Source organism: Edwardsiella tarda ATCC 15947 = NBRC 105688, assembly GCF_003113495.2.
GTDB classification, from domain to species: domain Bacteria; phylum Pseudomonadota; class Gammaproteobacteria; order Enterobacterales; family Enterobacteriaceae; genus Edwardsiella; species Edwardsiella tarda.
On the sequence record NZ_CP084506.1, the window covers coordinates 1,588,930 to 1,605,486 of the forward strand.

11 protein-coding genes and 2 pseudogenes are annotated in these 16,557 nt (G+C 62.1%); 3 read left to right on the forward strand and 10 right to left on the reverse strand.

What is annotated here, in order from left to right:
• Positions 1-186: 186 nt before the first annotated feature.
• Genes DCL27_RS07385 through DCL27_RS07405 form a run of 5 tightly spaced genes read right to left on the reverse strand, consistent with a single transcriptional unit; the run spans position 187 to position 8,551 of the window.
• Complete coding sequence (locus DCL27_RS07385; RefSeq protein WP_035598073.1) at positions 187-2,376, reverse strand: glycoside hydrolase family 2 protein; 2,190 nt, start codon at positions 2,374-2,376, stop codon at positions 187-189.
• A 14-nt stretch (positions 2,377-2,390) separates the two neighbouring features.
• Positions 2,391-3,779 carry a DUF3131 domain-containing protein gene (locus DCL27_RS07390; RefSeq protein WP_035598071.1) on the reverse strand — a complete coding sequence of 463 codons (1,389 nt, stop codon included), beginning with the start codon at positions 3,777-3,779 and terminating at the stop codon, positions 2,391-2,393.
• Complete coding sequence (locus DCL27_RS07395) at positions 3,764-5,338, reverse strand: DUF3131 domain-containing protein (protein ID WP_228594492.1); 1,575 nt, start codon at positions 5,336-5,338, stop codon at positions 3,764-3,766. The genes DCL27_RS07390 and DCL27_RS07395 overlap by 16 nt, the downstream gene beginning before the upstream one ends.
• A gap of 17 nt (positions 5,339-5,355) precedes the next feature.
• Positions 5,356-6,711 (reverse strand): DUF3131 domain-containing protein, encoded by a 1,356-nt coding sequence (locus DCL27_RS07400; RefSeq protein ID WP_035598068.1) that lies wholly within the window; start codon positions 6,709-6,711, stop codon positions 5,356-5,358.
• A 1-nt stretch (position 6,712) separates the two neighbouring features.
• Positions 6,713-8,551: a glycosyltransferase gene (locus tag DCL27_RS07405; RefSeq protein WP_035598064.1), complete on the reverse strand. Its 1,839-nt coding sequence runs from the start codon at positions 8,549-8,551 to the stop codon at positions 6,713-6,715.
• A gap of 219 nt (positions 8,552-8,770) precedes the next feature.
• On the opposite strand from DCL27_RS07405, the gene opgC reads away from it, so the two are divergent.
• Together opgC and DCL27_RS07415 are read left to right on the forward strand one after the other, a co-directional pair.
• A complete protein-coding gene (opgC, locus tag DCL27_RS07410; RefSeq protein WP_097364727.1) occupies positions 8,771-9,994 on the forward strand; it encodes an OpgC domain-containing protein in 1,224 nt (407 codons plus the stop codon).
• A 150-nt stretch (positions 9,995-10,144) separates the two neighbouring features.
• Positions 10,145-10,882 (forward strand): annotated as a pseudogene (locus DCL27_RS07415) (substrate-binding domain-containing protein); the annotation flags it as partial.
• On the opposite strand, the gene DCL27_RS07420 reads toward DCL27_RS07415, so the two are convergent.
• The 5 genes and pseudogenes from DCL27_RS07420 to DCL27_RS07440 form a co-directional block, all read right to left on the reverse strand.
• Entirely contained in the window at positions 10,815-11,618 is an 804-nt protein-coding gene (locus DCL27_RS07420) for an ABC transporter ATP-binding protein (protein WP_035598061.1), read from the reverse strand. The pseudogene DCL27_RS07415 and the gene DCL27_RS07420 overlap by 68 nt on opposite strands.
• Positions 11,603-12,622 (reverse strand): FecCD family ABC transporter permease, encoded by a 1,020-nt coding sequence (locus DCL27_RS07425; protein ID WP_035598053.1) that lies wholly within the window; start codon positions 12,620-12,622, stop codon positions 11,603-11,605. The genes DCL27_RS07420 and DCL27_RS07425 overlap by 16 nt, the downstream gene beginning before the upstream one ends.
• Positions 12,612-13,664: an ABC transporter substrate-binding protein gene (locus tag DCL27_RS07430; RefSeq protein ID WP_005294096.1), complete on the reverse strand. Its 1,053-nt coding sequence runs from the start codon at positions 13,662-13,664 to the stop codon at positions 12,612-12,614. The genes DCL27_RS07425 and DCL27_RS07430 overlap by 11 nt, the downstream gene beginning before the upstream one ends.
• Before the next feature lie 166 nt (positions 13,665-13,830).
• Positions 13,831-14,973 (reverse strand): trans-sulfuration enzyme family protein, encoded by a 1,143-nt coding sequence (locus tag DCL27_RS07435; protein WP_035598050.1) that lies wholly within the window; start codon positions 14,971-14,973, stop codon positions 13,831-13,833.
• A 23-nt stretch (positions 14,974-14,996) separates the two neighbouring features.
• Positions 14,997-15,956 (reverse strand): annotated as a pseudogene (locus DCL27_RS07440) (PLP-dependent cysteine synthase family protein); the annotation flags it as partial.
• A 210-nt stretch (positions 15,957-16,166) separates the two neighbouring features.
• Here DCL27_RS07440 and copM point away from each other — a divergent pair.
• A complete protein-coding gene (gene copM / locus DCL27_RS07445) occupies positions 16,167-16,550 on the forward strand; it encodes a CopM family metallochaperone (RefSeq protein ID WP_005286662.1) in 384 nt (127 codons plus the stop codon).
• Positions 16,551-16,557: the final 7 nt, after the last annotated feature.

Sequence of the window (16,557 nt, forward strand, 5' to 3'; positions counted from 1 at the left end):
GTGGCAATGGGTCGGCGTCAGGGCGCTAGCGGCACGGTGCGTTGACGGTGCGCGCCTTGGCGGGTACGTCACATGACGTCATGGATGGCGTAGCGCCGATCGGCGCTACGATTAACGCTCGCCACGGCGCTCTTCACCCGAGTGGGGCATCGCCATGTTAACCCACCGTGAGGCGGCGGGTTTGTGTCAGGGCGCGGCCACCTCGAAGCGGTAGCTATTCTCCCCTAAGGTCTTGCCCTGGGCATCGTACAGGGTGGCGTAGAGCCACAGATCTTGCTGATCGCGTGGTGTCGCCTGGATCTGGCGCAGTTTCTGCCCGCTGTCGGCGGGCAGGTCGAAGCGCAACTCACCGTGCTCTAGGCTGACCCCGCCTTGACGCAGCTGCCAAACCAGTCGACTGGCGGGATGGGCACGCCAGGTGTCGTTGATCGCCCACAATGCGGCGTGTCCCGGTTGGCCGACGCGCCAGGTCAGGGTGATCGGCTCGATGGAGGGCAGGATCGGCTGGAAGGCGCGCTGTAGGGCGAAGTAGCCCGGTTTCGGTTGGCGGGTATAGTCCACCACGGCCCAATTCATGGAGGGCCAGCTCTCGCTGAACATGAACTGCATCAGGGTCGTGACCGGGCGGAAACGCTGCCGCCGATAACTTTCGCCGGCCAGTTGGATGATGTGCGCCTGATTCAGTTGGGTGTTATAGATAAAGCTCGCCAGATCCTTTCCTCGCTTGACACCCGCCAGGCCGAAGGTATTGCTCGGCTGGAAGTTGTGATACATCCAGACGCGCCAGGCGGGATCGCGAGGATCGGTGCTGGCAGGCCAGCGGTCGGCGGGCGGGATGATGGTCATCAACGTCGGCAACGCGGGCAACGCCTGGGCGCCGAATTCGGTGATGATCGGGCGATAGGCGGGCTTTAAGACGTCGCTGATCTTGCCGAAGTACCAGCCTTGCCAGAAGTGCTCGTCGACCCGAGACCAGGGATGCAGTCCGCGTGAGCTATCCTGCCCCAGCGCGTCGGCGACACGCTGAGCGAGCTGGCGGTTGAGGTTAGGCTGCCAGTCGGCGAACATCTCCTTCATCCAGGGAGCATTGAAGGGGGGCTCATTCTGTCCCACCCAGACGATGATGGCGGGGTGGGAGCCAAACTGGCGCACCAGAGCGGTAGCCTGACGGGCGGCTTCGGCGGCGAAGGCGGGCGAGTCGTCATAGCCCCACTGTAGCGGCATATCCTGCCAGAGCATCATGCCTAACTCGTCGGCTTGGCGGTAGAGGGCTTGGCCCGCCACATGGGCATGGATACGCACCGTATTGATATGGGCGCGTTTCATCAGCAACAGATCGCGCCGGTAGTCGGCGGCGCTGACCTGGCCGAGCCAGGGGGAGGCGATGTAGTTGGTGCCGCGTAGGAAGATGCGCTTGCCGTTGATATACCAGGCTTGTGTCGCGACATCTTGCCGGAATTGGCGGATCCCGGTGACCTGCTGCACGTCATCCATCATTCCGTGATCGTCGTTGAGGGCGACGCGCACCTGATAGAGCGCCGGGTAGCCATAACCGTCCGGCCACCAGCGTGTGACGCGCGGCAATGCCATCTGCGCCTCGAGGGTGCCGTCGCGTTGCAGCGTCACCGGCAAGGTCAGGCGGTAGTGACGGCCGACGAAGTTATAGGGGATCATGCGCAAGGTGAGGGTGGCGGGCATGGCGGCCTGGGCGCGATAGTCCAGGCGCAGATTGAGCGTCGCCTGGCGGCCATCGGCGGAAAACCGCGGCGTCAGTAGCAGATTATCGATGGCGGCGCGTCGGCTGATCTTCAGGCGAACGGGCTGCCAGATCCCGCCGGAGTTGGCGTCTTGCCCCTGCGGTGACCAGGCGCCGCCGGGGCGCGTATCATGCTGGTTTAAGACTCCCTTGATGAGCTGCTTGTGTAACGGCCAAACCGTGCCCGGCGCCTCGAATGGGCTGTCGACGCGCACCAGTAGGCGGTTATGGCGCTGTAGTGCCTCGCTGCCATCTAAGGCGAAGCGTTGAAAGTAGCCCTGATGAGCGCCGAGATAACGGCGATTGAGCCAGACATCGGCGCGGTAATCGACGCCGTTAAAGATCAGCGTCGCCATGCGATCGGCGGCCAAGGGGGGTAGGGTAAACTCGCGCTGATACCAGAGTGCGCCTTGGTGATCCAGGCCCTGGCTATACCAGTTGGCCGGTACGCGCAGCGTCCGCCAGGCGCTTGCCGACGCGGGCAGGGTGGCGAGCGTGTCGAAGGGGGGATTGGCGTCATGCGTGCGCCAGGCGCCGTTCAGGCTCAAGGTCTGTGTCGTACCCGTCAGCGGGATCAGGATGAGCAGCAGTGCGCTCGGGAGGGACGGACAACGGGACATGACGACTCCTTGGCTTAAGGTTGGCGCCCTTCCTGGGGCAGACAATGGCGTGGCCAGTTAAGGGGCTCGCGTAACAGGCTATCCAGATATCCCTTGGCCGCCGGCAAGCGGGGGATCAGCGGGCCGTTGTTCACCTTATACAGTAATGCTTCCAGCACCATGGCGTTGGTCGTGAGGGTCAGCGCGGGATTGTATTGCGCGTTATTCTCGAAACGGCCTTCATACCAGCCGCGTTGCTCGTCGTACGGGAAGCGGCCCAGCCGCATCAGGGCGTCGGTGTAGGGGCTGTCCCACAGTACCCACAGGCCGAATACCGCGCGGGTGGCGATCAGCGCCAGCTCGGGGCGATATTGCCCCGTCTCTGTGAGGACGTTCCAGGGATAGCCGTTGGCGAAGATCGCGTTATCGACGCGCCATGGCGCCTGGTTGAGCACATAGCTGGCGCGCGCGGTGAGTACGCCTTGGCTCTGCCAACGCCAGGCCTGCGCCTGGTAGACCGCCTGGGCGCGTTGGCGTAGGTCGTGCAGGGAGAGCGCCGCCTTGCCCGGCGGCGTCCAGTTGAACTCTAGCCCGGCCAGCAGGTAGGGGATGCCATCGGCGCTGAGGTTACCGCCGCCCAGGCGTGGGTCGCGCGTGCCGACATCGACCTGGTTCGGGCCGATGATGATCGTCTTATAGGGGGGATTGGCGCTGCGCTGGGCATCGAAGCCCCATAGCCCCATGGCGGCGGCGGCATACTGGCTCTGCGCCACATCGGTGATGGGCTGGGTTTGCCAGCGCCCATCTCGCCGCTCGCCATCCAATAGCCGTCCCTGCGCATCGAGCAGTGGGCAGAAGTTCCAGCCGAGGAGCAGACGATCGACAAACTCACCGTACTGCGGTGCCTCGATGGTGACCAGGCGCAACCCCAGCAGCAGGCGTGCGATGCCGACGGCCGACCAACTGTCGCCGCTGGGCTGATGCGCCGCGTTGACCATGGTGAGATGCTGGGTGTCGTAGTAGCGGTTAGGGAGTCCCTGTTCGGTAAGCGGCAGACGGCTGAGGGTGGCCAGCAGGGTGGAGAGGCGCTGATCGAATCCCGCCTCATCCAACAGCCCTAGCCGGCGCGCGGCGACCAACGCTACCAGGGTGTCGCCGATCTGGCCGCTGCCGATCACCGGGTAGTTATCCTGGCCGTTGACCAGCGCGCTGGCGGGTTGGTTATTGTTCTGGAAGTAGCGCCAGGCGATGGCGGCCCAACGTTGCTCCTCAAGGCTGAGGGCGCCCAGGCGTCCGGCGTGATGCCAGCCACCGTGACTCAGGTAGCGCCAGGCATTATCCAGCGGGGCGACCCCGCCCGGCAGCAGCCAGGCGGTTAGCGCCAGCACGGCGATGATGGCGAGACCGGTTAGGGTTTTAAGCATGAGGCGCTGACCAGTGGCAGTTGAATCGGGGCATCGAGGGTACACTGCGCACACTGACAACTTGGGCAGGCCGGCGCGTTGCGTAGGGCGATCCCCTGCTGTTTACACCAACTGGTTTGCTTAGGCGTGGCCGCTAGGAAGGGGCGGCTACGCGCCTGGTTGCTCTCGTCGAAGGCATTGAGCAGCGTCTTCTCCCATAATGATGGCACCGGCACGTGGTCGTCCGCGCCGGTTGGCCGTGGCGGCAGCAGGTGACCCTGTTTCTTAAACAGGAGCGCCTCCAGCATGATTCCGTTGTTATTGGCGGTGAACTCCTTGATCGGGCCGCTGCCATTTTCGTATAGCCCCTCGTAGAACCCCTTCGTGGCATCGTTGGCATTCTCAATCGTATTGAATAGCAGATCAGTGTAAGGCGATTGCCACAGCGCCCACATCCCCAGCGCCGCCTTTAGCGAGACGGCGGCGTCTTCTGGGGTGTAGACCCCCTTATCGGTGAGAGTGTTCCAATCGTAGCCATCGGAGAAGACCGTGTCGTAAACGAAGTAGGGCGCGCGGTCTAATTGATGCTCGGAGCGGGCGGTGACGATGCCGGCGATCTGATAACGGTTTTCCTGCGCCTGATAGACCCGGTTGGCGAAGTCATGTATCCAGGGGTGGGTCTCTGCGTCGTTGCCCGCGGCCGGCGTGCTGGCCTTATTCCAACCTAACTCCATGCCGTACAGCACATATGGCTCGGTGGTGACATAGTTGTGTTGCTGGGTCGGGCGCGGATCGCGCGAGTCGTAGGGCACCAGGACACAGTAGATATCGGCCAATTGATAGGGCTCGGCACGAGAGGCTTGGCAGGTATTGAAGCCCCACAGCTGGAAACCGGCGGCGGCGTACTCTTCATACCCCAGTCGCCCCTCTTGAACATAGAGGGGTTGATTTTTGTCGTCGAGTATCGCGCCATACAGCGTGCCGCAGGGATCGATGATATGGCTGAAGTCCCAGCGTAGCACCAGGTTGTCGATATCGTTGGCGTACTCCGGGTAGCGCTCCTTGACGATTTTGAGCCAGATCAGCATGCGCCCCAGATCCAATGCGGAGAAGCCGATCTCGCCCGGCTGGTTGATATAGTTAACCTTTTGGGCGGTGATGGTGTTGTAAGCCTTGTTCGGCGCCTGATTCTGGAACAGCGCCAGGTTATTCAGCGTCGCCAGCAGTTTGATCATCCGTTGATCGAACTCGCTCTTATTCACCAGCCCCAGTTCACGCGCCGCCACCAGCGCCGCAAGGTAGGAGGCCGTGTCCCACATGGTGGTAGAGGGATAGGCGTTAGCGGCGTTCACCAGGCCGGTAGTCGGTTGGTAGTTGGTGACGAAGTAGGCCCGGGCCTTCTGCGCCACCGCCATTTCTTGCGCAGTCAGTTCGCCATGCCGTGCCGGGTAACCGGCCGCCGGTAGAATACTCATGTCGCTGGCCTGTGTCGCGGGCGCAAGGAGCACCAGCAGTAGCGTCAGCCACAGCCCGCCTAGCAGGCGTAAGAGAGAAGCGGAGTTTGACGTTGGCAGTGACATAGGCATTCCTTATCGCATCATTGCGTCTGTACGCTCGTCGTGCCGGTGGCGAGCGTTGCATCGGGAGACTGGCAGTAGGCACACAAAAGCGGCCCCTGTATCTGGTATAGCAGACTTTCCAGGATCAGCGCGTTGGTCGCGGCGCTTAACACCGGACTGGCCGTGCCGTCGAGGCGTACCCCATCACGCCAACCCCGACCGGGAACGGGCAGCGATTGAACCTGTTGGCGCAGGAGGGTGCTCCACGGCGAGTCAAAGAGGGCATGCCAGCCGAAGGCGGCCTGGGTCGAGAGCTGCAACACCTGGCCCGGTGGCGTGAGCGCGCCGGTTAGCGCGGAAGGCGCGGCGCCCTCGCGTGCATCGAAGATGAAGTTTTTACCAGTCTGGGGGTTATAACGGCTCTGTTGCGCCTGGATAATGCGCCAGGTCACGGCCGCATTATCCAGTCCGAAACCATACTCCAGCGCAGACAAGAGATAGGGGGCCATCACGATCAGCGGGTGGCGGGTGGCGCGTAGCGTGATCACCTCATCATAAGGTAGTGCCGTCGCATCGATCTGGTCATCATCGGACTGGATGACCCCATTCACATCGATGGTACGCTGCCCGCTCAGCGGTTGTTGCAGGATGATGCCCGCGCTGGGCGCCAGACCGCTCAGGGCCGACTGTAGATAGAGACGATAACCCAGCCCCGCCGCACCGCTTCGGCTGATCAGCCGCCAGCGTGGGGCGTGGCGCAGGGCATAGGGGGCATAGGGGCGCTGTTGAAAGAGGTGGGCTAACTGCCAGCCGGAGAGGAGGCGATTGATCGCCACCCCCTGTTCGGGGTAGTGGTTACGACAGGCCTGTAGCGCGCTGAGCAAGCGGCCGATGTCGGCGGCGGACCAGGTAATGCCCCCCTCATCCTGCTGCGGATAGGGCCGTAGGCTGATGCTGTCATAGTACTGCCAGGGGAGTTGGCGCGCGGAGAGCGGCAGGGTGGCCAAGGCCTGTAGCGTCGCCGTGAGACGGCGATCGAACTCGGCACGGCTGATGATCCCTAATCGCTCGGCGGCCAGGGTCGCCATCAGTTGATCGCCGATGCTCCACAGGCTGACATAGGATTGCCGGTCCAGGGCGTTAACCAGGCCACTGGCTTGAGTATTGTTGACGAAATACTGCCAGGCGATACGTGCGCCAATCGCCTCTTGAAAGCTGAGGGCCCGCGCCGGCGGCAGGGCGGGAAAATCGGTGCCGAGGTTCTGGGGTGTCAGGGGAATGGCGGGAGGCGGCTGATGGCGCTCGACATAGAGTACGATGCCCAATGCCAATAGGAAGCCGCACAGGGTGGCGATGTAGCTTCTGGCCCGGAGTAAATTGGTCGATAGTGCCATCTCAGCACTCCCTGCTGTCAGCGGCGTCGGCGTCGCTATCATGGGCCGGCGGTTGCCAGAGCGCGGCGAGGATCATCGGCATCATCGCCAGGATGTTCATCACGCTCCAGAAGATATTGATGATGTAGCCCGAGGGGTCGACGATGTTGCCCCAGGCCAGTTGTAGGGCACCCCAGCACAAGGCGAGTAAGGTCAGTATGACGATCGCCAGTTGCGGTTTGACCAGTGCCAGGAAGTTACCCTGCTGGCGCTCTTTCGGGGTGACGCGAAAGCGGATCTTTTCGCCGCGGAGCACGTTATCCAGCGCGCGCAGGTTCATGGAGAACAGCGCCAGATAGGAGGCCTTACCGTTCCAGGCCGAGATCCCCCAGGTACCGAACATAAACGCCAGCTCGCACAGGACCAGGTAGGGAACGAAATGGAGGTAAAAGGGGGTGGAGTAGGTCGACAGGGGTGGAATCCCGCTAAACAGGTAGATTAACGGGGCGATCAGGAAGATCAGGTTCCAGGTGCAGGCCAGATACGACCAGAAGGTGGCGCCGTAGAGCAACTTCTGCGCCCAGGAGAGGCGCAGTTGACGGCTGAAGAGGACCTCGTCGTGCAGCAAGATATCTAGGGAGCCAGCGGCATACTTGAAGCGCTGGATCATCCAGGTCTGCAGATCCTGCGGCGATAGCATCTTGGATTCGATCTGCGGATGCATCACCGAACGCCAAGGGTGCTCCAGGTCGCCATGCAGCATGATCGAGGTGTAGATATCTTCGGAGACATGAAAACGGTAGGGCATCAACTCCATGTCATAGGCGACGTGCGGCAGCATGGCCTGCTGCAGATCCTGACGTAGCTGCGGGTTGGCGATATCGTCGGTGTAGCGGGCGATCTCGCTCTCGATGTCCAAGGCGTATTGGCGCAGCGCGGTTTGCATGATGGCCTCGCGCCGGTGGATCGAGGCGGCGCCGCAGCAAAAAGAGGCATAGGCTCGGTTACGCCGCCGCTGAATGATGTCGTAGAACATCTGCGGATCGTTGAGAAAGGGATCTTCGCCGACGCGGATCGGCCCGACCAGTCGCTCGATGCCGCGCCCCAGCCATTGGCCCAATCGTCCGCCCCGGCGCGCCAGCCAGTGGGGCAGCGGCGTCCCCTCCGCCAGATCGTAGAACCACTGCGGCGTTTGTACCCAGGCGACCTTAGGATCACGAAAGTAGCCCAGGGTGTGACTCAATAGGGTGGGAAACACCCGGGTATCGGCGTCGCAGATGACGATGAAATCACCGTCGGTCTGCTCGATGCCGTTGCGCAGGTTTCCGGCCTTAAAGCCAGCATTGTTGTCACGTGTCAGGTAGTTTACCCCCTCTTGGCTGGCAACCTGACGCATCGTCTCCCGCCGGCCATCGTCCAGCACGTGGATCTTGTAGTCGAGGGGATGGGGGTAGACCAGCCGCTTGGCATCCTGGATGGAGAGGCGCACCAGCTCGGGATCTTCCGAATAGGTGGCGATAAACAGATCGACCTTGAGGGGGCGCGGCATCAAGCCATCCGCCTGCGCCAGGCATTGCGTGATGTCGTCAGGTGCCGGCTGCGGCAGGGGATCACGGGTTTGCCAGAGGTTGAAGGTAAACAGGCAGGTGCCGATATAGGCCAGCGTTTCGGCCAGCGCCAGCGGGACGGCGTACCACAGCGCCTCATAATTCAGCGAATCCATCCAACGCCAGCGGATATAGTTGGCGCCGAGCAGCAGCGCCGCGATGATCAGCATCTGCCAGAGAAACTCGACGCCGGGATGATGGGCGAGGGGAGCGGGGGGACGGCGTTTCTCAAATGGAGAAAAATAAAAATACATGGCAGTCTCCCTGGCTCCACGTTACCGCGATCTCGCTGGTATTAATCAGTGTAGCGCAGGCGCGTAAGGCGACAAGAAAACTGTATCGATCACGCTTTAAGCCAAGATTCAACGGATTAGCGGCCTAGGCGGCATCAGCGGATTTGGCGTTTTAGCCCGACTGTTTCTACACTGCAAGAGGAGTGGCCGACAGGGCCTCGGCGCTGAATGGGCGGTAGGATGATGTGGATAGCGGGGTGGCGCGGACGCGAGCAGGAGAGCGGAGGGTGGCTACAGCGTTGGCGCTATGTGGCAGAGGGCCCGCGCGATCGGCGTATTGACTTCATGCGGGGGCTCGCCCTGTTGCTGATGATCGTGACCCATGTGGAGATCATCTCCTGTTTTAACCTGTTTACCTCGGAGCGTTTCGGTTTCACCACCGGGGCCGAGATTTTCGTCATTCTGTCCGGTTTTGTCCTCGGCCAGACCAAACGGCGTCAGTTGCAGCATCAGGATATGGTGACGGTCTCTTATTCGCTCCTGCGCCGCGCCGCCACCCTGTACGTGGTCAACCTGGTCATCATCGTCTCGATTCTGGTGTTGAGCCAACTGCCCTGGTTGAATACTTTCGAGGTGACGCATTTCGTCCAGCGGCACGACGAGATCCCCTATGCCCTGTATCCCATCGCCGCCCAGGCGCGTGAGGCATGGTTTAACCAGATCCTGTTCCTTCAGATCGGGCCGCAACAGACCCAGATCCTCGGGCTCTATTTCTATCTGTTGCTGGCGACGCCACTGGTGGTCTGGTTGCTGCATCGCCGCCACGCCGGAGCCTTGTTCGTCATCTCGCTGGAGATCTACATTGCCTATCAGCTGCACCCCGTTAACCTCACCGGCGCCCAGTTTGAGTATGCCTTTCCACTCCTGGCCTGGCAGTTTATTTATATCTTGGGGATGATGTGTGGCTGGTATAAACAGGAATTGCAATCGCTGGCCAGGAGCGAGGCGGGTAAGCGGACGATGGGGGCGATGGTCGTCATTTTCCTGCTACTGATGTTCGTGATGCAGAACAATACTAACCCCTTTATTCCCGCACGTTTCTTCCTACATCTCATTCCCGACTACCGTTTCGACTACATCAACAATGTGTTAGCGGGGAAAAATGAGTTGGGGCTGTTACGGGTGATCAACGATGCCTGTCTGCTGCTTACCCTGTATCTGATCCTCGATTACCTGTGGCGTCCGATTAACGGGCTCTGCGGCTGGTTCTTTATCCTGCTGGGGCAGAACTCGCTCTATGTCTTTATCCTGCACCTGTATGTGGTGCTCGCGATCAGCCAGTGGGTCACCTTTGGCCTGTGGCACCATGCCTGGCTGAGCAATACCCTGATCCACGCATCGGCGCTGATGACGCTATGGCTGATGGCGCGTTTCGGCATCCTGCGGCGTATCGTACCGAATTGAGAGCGTGGCGTGATGGGGTAGGGTCTCTATTTCGTGACGTTGTCACCTATTGAGGGTGCGCTCTCGCACGGACGCTAGGTTTTTGCCTCGCCTCGCGCGTCGAGCGGCGTAGAATGGCGGCATGACGTGCATGATGAAGAAGGGACAACGATGGAGCCGATGATCAGCGTATTGGCGGCCGGTAGTTTGCGTAGTGCGTTGACACCGTTAATCGCGGCGTTTACGCGCCAAACTGGCCTCCGGGTCGCCTTGCGTTATGGTCCGGCCGGGCTATTGCGCGAACGTATCCTGGCCGGTGAGCCCTGTAGCCTGTTTGCCTCCGCCGACCGCCACAATGCTCAGGCGCTGATCGATGCCGGACTGGCGCAAGCCCGCTTTCCCCTGGCCGCGAATCGGCTGATGCTAAGCGCTCGCGCCGCGGCCTGTAGGCCGGGCGACGACTGGTTAGCGTTACTGCGCGATCCGACGCTGCGTGTGGCGACCTCGACGCCGCATTGTGATCCCGGTGGCGACTATGCCTGGCAGTTGTTTACACGCCTGGAGCAGGGGTATCCCGGTTTGGGGACGGCGTTGAAGCGGCGGGCGCGCCCCTTGGTCGGAGGCCGTGGCGGCGTGACGATTCCCCCCGGCGAGTGTGCCGCCGCCTGGTTGATCCGCCAGGGGTTGACCGATCTGTTTATCGGCTATGCCCACTACGGCCAACAGCTGGCGCAGGCCGCGGATCTACGCGTGTTGACTCTCCCCGAACCCTGGAATGTGCTGTGTGACTATCAGTTGGCACAACTGGCGACAGATGCCGCCAGCCAGCGCCTGTGCCACGTTATGCTGAGCGAGGCGGGGCAGGCGTATCTGCGGCAGGCGGGGTTTCTGCCGCCGTGCGCCGCAGCGCAAACTGCGGGGCCAGCAGCGGCGTGTCGAACTCGGCCAGATGGATCTTGCGCACCGTGATGCCGTAGGCGCGCCGGAGCGGCGCCTCCTGCAAGATGGTTTCACTCGGGCCGGCCAGCCATTCTCCCGCGGGCAGTAGCAGTAACACATGGCTGGCGATCTGCTGCACATGCAGAGGGTCGTGACTACTGAATAGAATGGTGCGCCCTTGGCGTTGTGCCAGATCGGCGAGGAGCTGCAATACGCGCTGCTGATTGGCCAGATCCAGGGCGGAGCAAGGCTCGTCTAATAAGATGTTCTGGCCATCGCTGGCGAGCGCGCGGGCGATCATTACCAGCTGTTGTTGGCCGCCGGAGAGCGCCGGGAAGGGGTGATCGGCCAGATCGGCGATACCGAGTTGCGTCAGCGCCGCCATCACCCGGCGCCGATCGTCGGCGCTTGGTTGGGCGAGCAGGGCGACATGGCGCGCGCGTCCCATCAAGACGATGTCTGCGACTCGCCAGGCGAAGGCGGGGCGGAAGCTCTGTGGAACCAGGCTACTGCCCTGCCTGATGTGCATCGTCCCCGCCAAGGGGGGAAGCAGGCCGGTTAGGGTGGCGAGTAGCGCACTCTTGCCGCGCCCGTTGGCGCCGAGCAGGGCCCAGATTTCACCGGGGTGACACTGTAGGGTCAGCGGACGAAACAGCGCGTATTGGTAACCGAATTCGAGTGCCGTTAGGCTCAGGGATGGTGGCATGTGTGGCTCCGGGTGCGGCTGTTACGGATCAGTAACAGGGTAAACAGTGGCGCGCCTAGCAGGGCGGTGAGGATGCCGATGGGTAACTCCGCGCTGGTCAGGGTACGCGCCAGATCGTCCACGACGATCATGAAGCCGCCGCCCAACCAAAAGGCACAGGGGAGCAGATGGCGGTGGTCGGGCCCGACCAGCAGGCGCGCCAGGTGGGGGATAACCAGGCCGACCCAGGCGATACTGCCGCTGACGGCGACCTGCGCCGCGACCAACAAGGCGCAGCAGGTCAGAATGACGCGCCGTAGTGGGACCACCGCCACCCCCAGCGCCAGGGCATCCTTCTCCTCTAAGGCCAACAGGTTGACGCGCCAGCGTAGCTTGAATAGCACTAACGCGGCGGCGCAGACGGGCAGGGCGAGCAACATCACCTTGTGCCAATTGGCGGTGGCGAAGCTGCCCAGCAGCCAAAAGATGATGTTGGGCAAGATCTCGTCGCTATCGGCCAGGTATTGGATCAGGCTGACCAGAGCGGCGAAAAAACCGCTGAGGATGATGCCGGAGAGGATCAATACCAGGGTGTTCTCTCGCCCCTGAAGCGCGGCGATGCCGTAGATCAGCATCAACGCCAGCAGGCCGAAGCCGAAGGTCGACGCCATCATCGCCAGCGGCGTAATGCCCAGCAGGATCGCCAGGGCGCCGCCGAAGGCTGAACCCGAGGTGACGCCAATGATGTGCGGATCGACCAGCGGATTATGAAACACGCCCTGTAACGTGGCGCCGCATAAGCCGAGGGCGCCCCCGGCCAGCAGCGCCATCACCAGGCGGGGTAGCCTGACCGACCAGACGATCTGTTGGGCGATGGGATGTGGCTCGCCGCTGGCGCTCAGTAGGCCCACGATCTGCGAAGGGGTGAGCGGATAGCGCCCGATCCCCAGGGAGCCCAGGAGCAACAGCCCGGTCAGCAGCATCAACGCGATGAGCCAGGCGCGGTAGCGGCGTTCACTGGGCATCGGGTCGCCAATCGGTGCGGTAGAAGCGCTGATAATAGCGCTGCGCCTCGGCGTTGACGTCGACTTGGCGGTAACGTTGCGGGTAGAGCTTGTGGGCGATCCATAGCTCCCCGACGGCCAGCGCCTCCGGCATCGGGTAGCCCCAGGCCTTGGCATACTCCGGCATCAGCCAGACGCGCCGGTGTTTGACCGCGTCGATGGCCTGCCACTGCGGATCGTGCAAGATTTGCTGCACCACCTGTGGGAAGCGTGACTGCACCAGGATCACCTGGGGATCCCACGCCAGAACTTGCTCCAGCGCCACCTGACGCGCCCCCTTGATGCTGGCGGCGGCGACGTTGACGGCCCCGGCATGGCGCAGCATCAGTCCGGTGTATTTCCCCGCGCCGTAGGTATAGAGATCCGGATTGGCGATGTACACCCGTACACGTTGATCCTCGGGGATATCGGCGACGGCGGCATTAAACTTCGCCCGTTGGCGAAAGGTGTAATCGATCAACGCCTCGGCCTGGGCCTGATGACCCGTGACTTCGCCGATCAGGCGGATACCCTGCTTCAGCCCCTGGTTGTAACTTTGCTCCTCATCGTGCAGGGTCGGGTTCATTTTATCCCGCTCGCCCTGGGCGTCTGCGCGTAAGGAGATCGCCACCACCGGGATCCCGGCTTGCTCGATCTGCTGGATCATAGCGGCCGGCGCATAGTTGGCGACGAAGACCACCTGTGGACGCAGCGCCAGCAGGCTCTCGATGTTGACCTGCGTCAGATCCCCCGGCGTCGGGAGCTGTGCGATACCGGGCATCAGACGGGCGAAACCGGGGCCCAGCTGTTTCGGCCAGCTGGCGAGGACGCCGACGATCTGCGGTGCGGCATCGAGCTGTACCAGCAGGTTGAGGGTCTGATGCTGGAGCACGACGATGCGTTGAATGTGGTCGGGCAGGGTGACGTGGCGGCCGAGCTGGTCGGTCACGCTACGTTCGGCTTGCGCCATGGGAAGAAACAGAAAACAGAGGGATAGTAGCAACAGACGTCGTAGCGTCGCCATAGGATCTCCATCTCGCTAAGGGTAATGGCATTATCGTTGTATATGTGAATATACAGCGTGTTACGGCTCAACGGTAGCGAAATCTGTAGTGCTGTGGGCGGAGAGGGCGGCCCACGGCGGGGCCAACCTCATGGCGAGTTAGACGATGGCGGGCAGGAACAGGCGCTCAGTCGAGCGCCTGGGCCAGATCGGCCTGCAGATCGGCGACATCTTCGATGCCGACGGAGAGGCGCAGCAGCTGCGGTACGATGCCACGCGCCAGGCGTTGCGCCAGCGGCAGCGAGGCGTGCGTCATGCTGAAGGGTTGGCAGATCAGGCTTTCTACCCCACCCAGGCTCTCCGCCAGGGTAAACAGGCGCAGTCGGGCGATACGTGCGACGATCTGCGTCTCGTCGTCGCGCAGCAAGCAACTGATGATCCCACCGGGGCGCGTCATCTGGCGTTGGGCCAACGCATGCTGTGGATGGCTTGCCAGCCCAGGATAGTAGACCCGCTCGATGCGCGGGTGGCTCTCCAGCCACGGCGCCAGCTGGCTGGCGTTAGCGCTGTGGCGCTCCATACGCAGCGCCAGGGTACGGATACCGCGCAGTGTCAGAAAACTGCCGAAGGGGTCGAGCACGGCCCCGAGCGCATTCTGCAGGTAGGCCAGACGTTCGGCTAACGTCTCATCGTCGCCGACCACCGCCGCACCCGCCAGCACGTCGGAATGGCCGTTGAGGTATTTGGTGGCGGAGTGGACGACGATGTCAAAGCCCGCCGCCAAGGGGCGTTGCAACGCCGGTGAGGCGAAGGTGTTATCGGCGACGCTGAGCAAGCTATGGCGGCGTGCCAGGGTCGCGATGGCGTGGAGATCGGCCAGCTTTAACAGCGGATTGGTCGGAGTTTCGACCCAGATCATCCGTGTCTGAGAGGTAATCGCGGCCTCGATCCCCGGCAGATCGTCGGGGCTAACCCAGCTGATCTGTAATCCGGCGCTGCGTCGGCGTACCCCCTCGAGCAGGCGCCAGGTGCCGCCGTAGACGTCATCCAAGGCGATGATGTGGCTGCCGCTGTCCAGCAACTCCAGCACCGTGGCGATCGCCGCCAAACCGGAGGCAAAGGCGTAGCCCTGGCGTCCCCCCTCCAGTTCGGCCAGCGCCCGCTCTAGCGCCTGGCGGGTCGGGTTGCCGCTGCGCGCATATTCGAAGCCTCGGTGTTCGCCCGGGGCGCGTTGGGCAAAGGTCGAGGTGGCATAGATCGGCGGCATCACGGCGCCGAAACCATCATCATGGCTGCCGCTGTGTACGCTCTGGGTGGCGAATCGGTTCATGGCGTCTCCTTCACTTATCATGCCAGTTGATGTTGGCTAAGCCACTGGTCGTTAAACATCTTTGAGAGATACTTGTTGCCGCTGTCGCAGGCAAAGGTGACGACGCGCTGCGCCGTCGTTTGGGCTTGGCAGTAGCGTAGCGCCGCGGCCAGTAGGGTGCCGGTGGAGGATCCGGCCAGGACACCCTCATGAGTCAGCAGGGCGCGGGCGGTGGTGACTGCCTCACGATCGGGGATACGGTAGACCTGACTGATGGCCGCGGGCGTCATCAGCGGCGGCACAAAGTCTTCGCCGATCCCCTCGACCAGCCAGCTGCCGGCCTGCGCGTGCCGGCCAAACTGCACCGCATCCGCCAGGATCGAGCCGCAGGGATCGGCCAGGATGAAACGGGTCTGTGGCGAATGGCGGGCGAAAAATTGCTGCAAGCCATTGAGGGTGCCGCCGGAGCCGACGCCGACCACGATGGCATCGATCTGGCCGTCGCACTGCTGCCACAGCTCGGCCGCGGTGGTCTGGGCATGGGCCGCCGGGTTGGCCGGATTGGCGAACTGATCGATATAGAGACTACCGGGGAGGCTGGCGGCCAGACGTCGAGCATAATCCTGATAATAGTCGGGATGTCCCTTGCCAACGTCCGAGCGAGTCAGGCGGACATCGACCTGTAAGGCGCGTAGGTGGGCGATCTTTTCTTGGCTCATCTTGTCCGGTACGACGAGGATCAGCTTGTAGCCGCGTAGCGAGGCAACCAGGGCCAAGCCCAGGCCGGTGTTGCCGGCGCTGGCCTCGATGAGGGTGCCCCCCGGCCGTAGCTCACCGCGCCGTTCGGCCTCGTTGATCATCGCGAGCGCGACCCGGTCCTTGATCGAGCCGCCGGGATTATGGTTTTCTAGCTTAAGCAACAGCTCACAGCGCCCACTCTCCAGGCGTTGCAGGCGTAGCAGTGGTGTGTTGCCGATGAGGTCTAGTATGGAGTCGGTGATCATCGTCGAAGTCCGGCAGTGAGGAATAGCCGGATGGTAGTCCCGCCTCACTCGCGCACAAAAGAATAAAAAGTAAACTGATAGACTAAAAAAGAATATGGTGAGGAGGAGCGGCGCTTGACCCTCCCCTTAGGGGAAGCTGTAGAGTTAACTGGAACAAGTATGCAACAAATCGTTATCAGTAAGAGAATTCTCTCTCAATAGGAGTCGGGTATGAAGAAATTCACCGTAGTTGGCGCACTGTTACTGGCCGCTTCCGCGACGTCGGCGTTCGCCGCCGAACTGCCGGCCGATCAAGCGAAGGCGATGCATCATGAATTGAACACCGCGATGAGCGGGATGCATGAAGAGATGATGAAGGGAATGATGAGTAACGATCCCGATGTGGCCTTCGCTGCCGGAATGATCCCTCACCATGTCGGCGCCGTCGAGATGGCGAAAGTTGAGCTGAAATATGGCACCGATCCACAGATGCGTAAACTGGCCAAAGACATCATTGCGGCACAAGATAAAGAGATTAAAGAGATGAAGGCCTGGTTGGCCGCGCACCCCGATAAGGGCGCGAAGAGTAGCGAGGCAGCGCACAGCATGCATTGATGTGCCG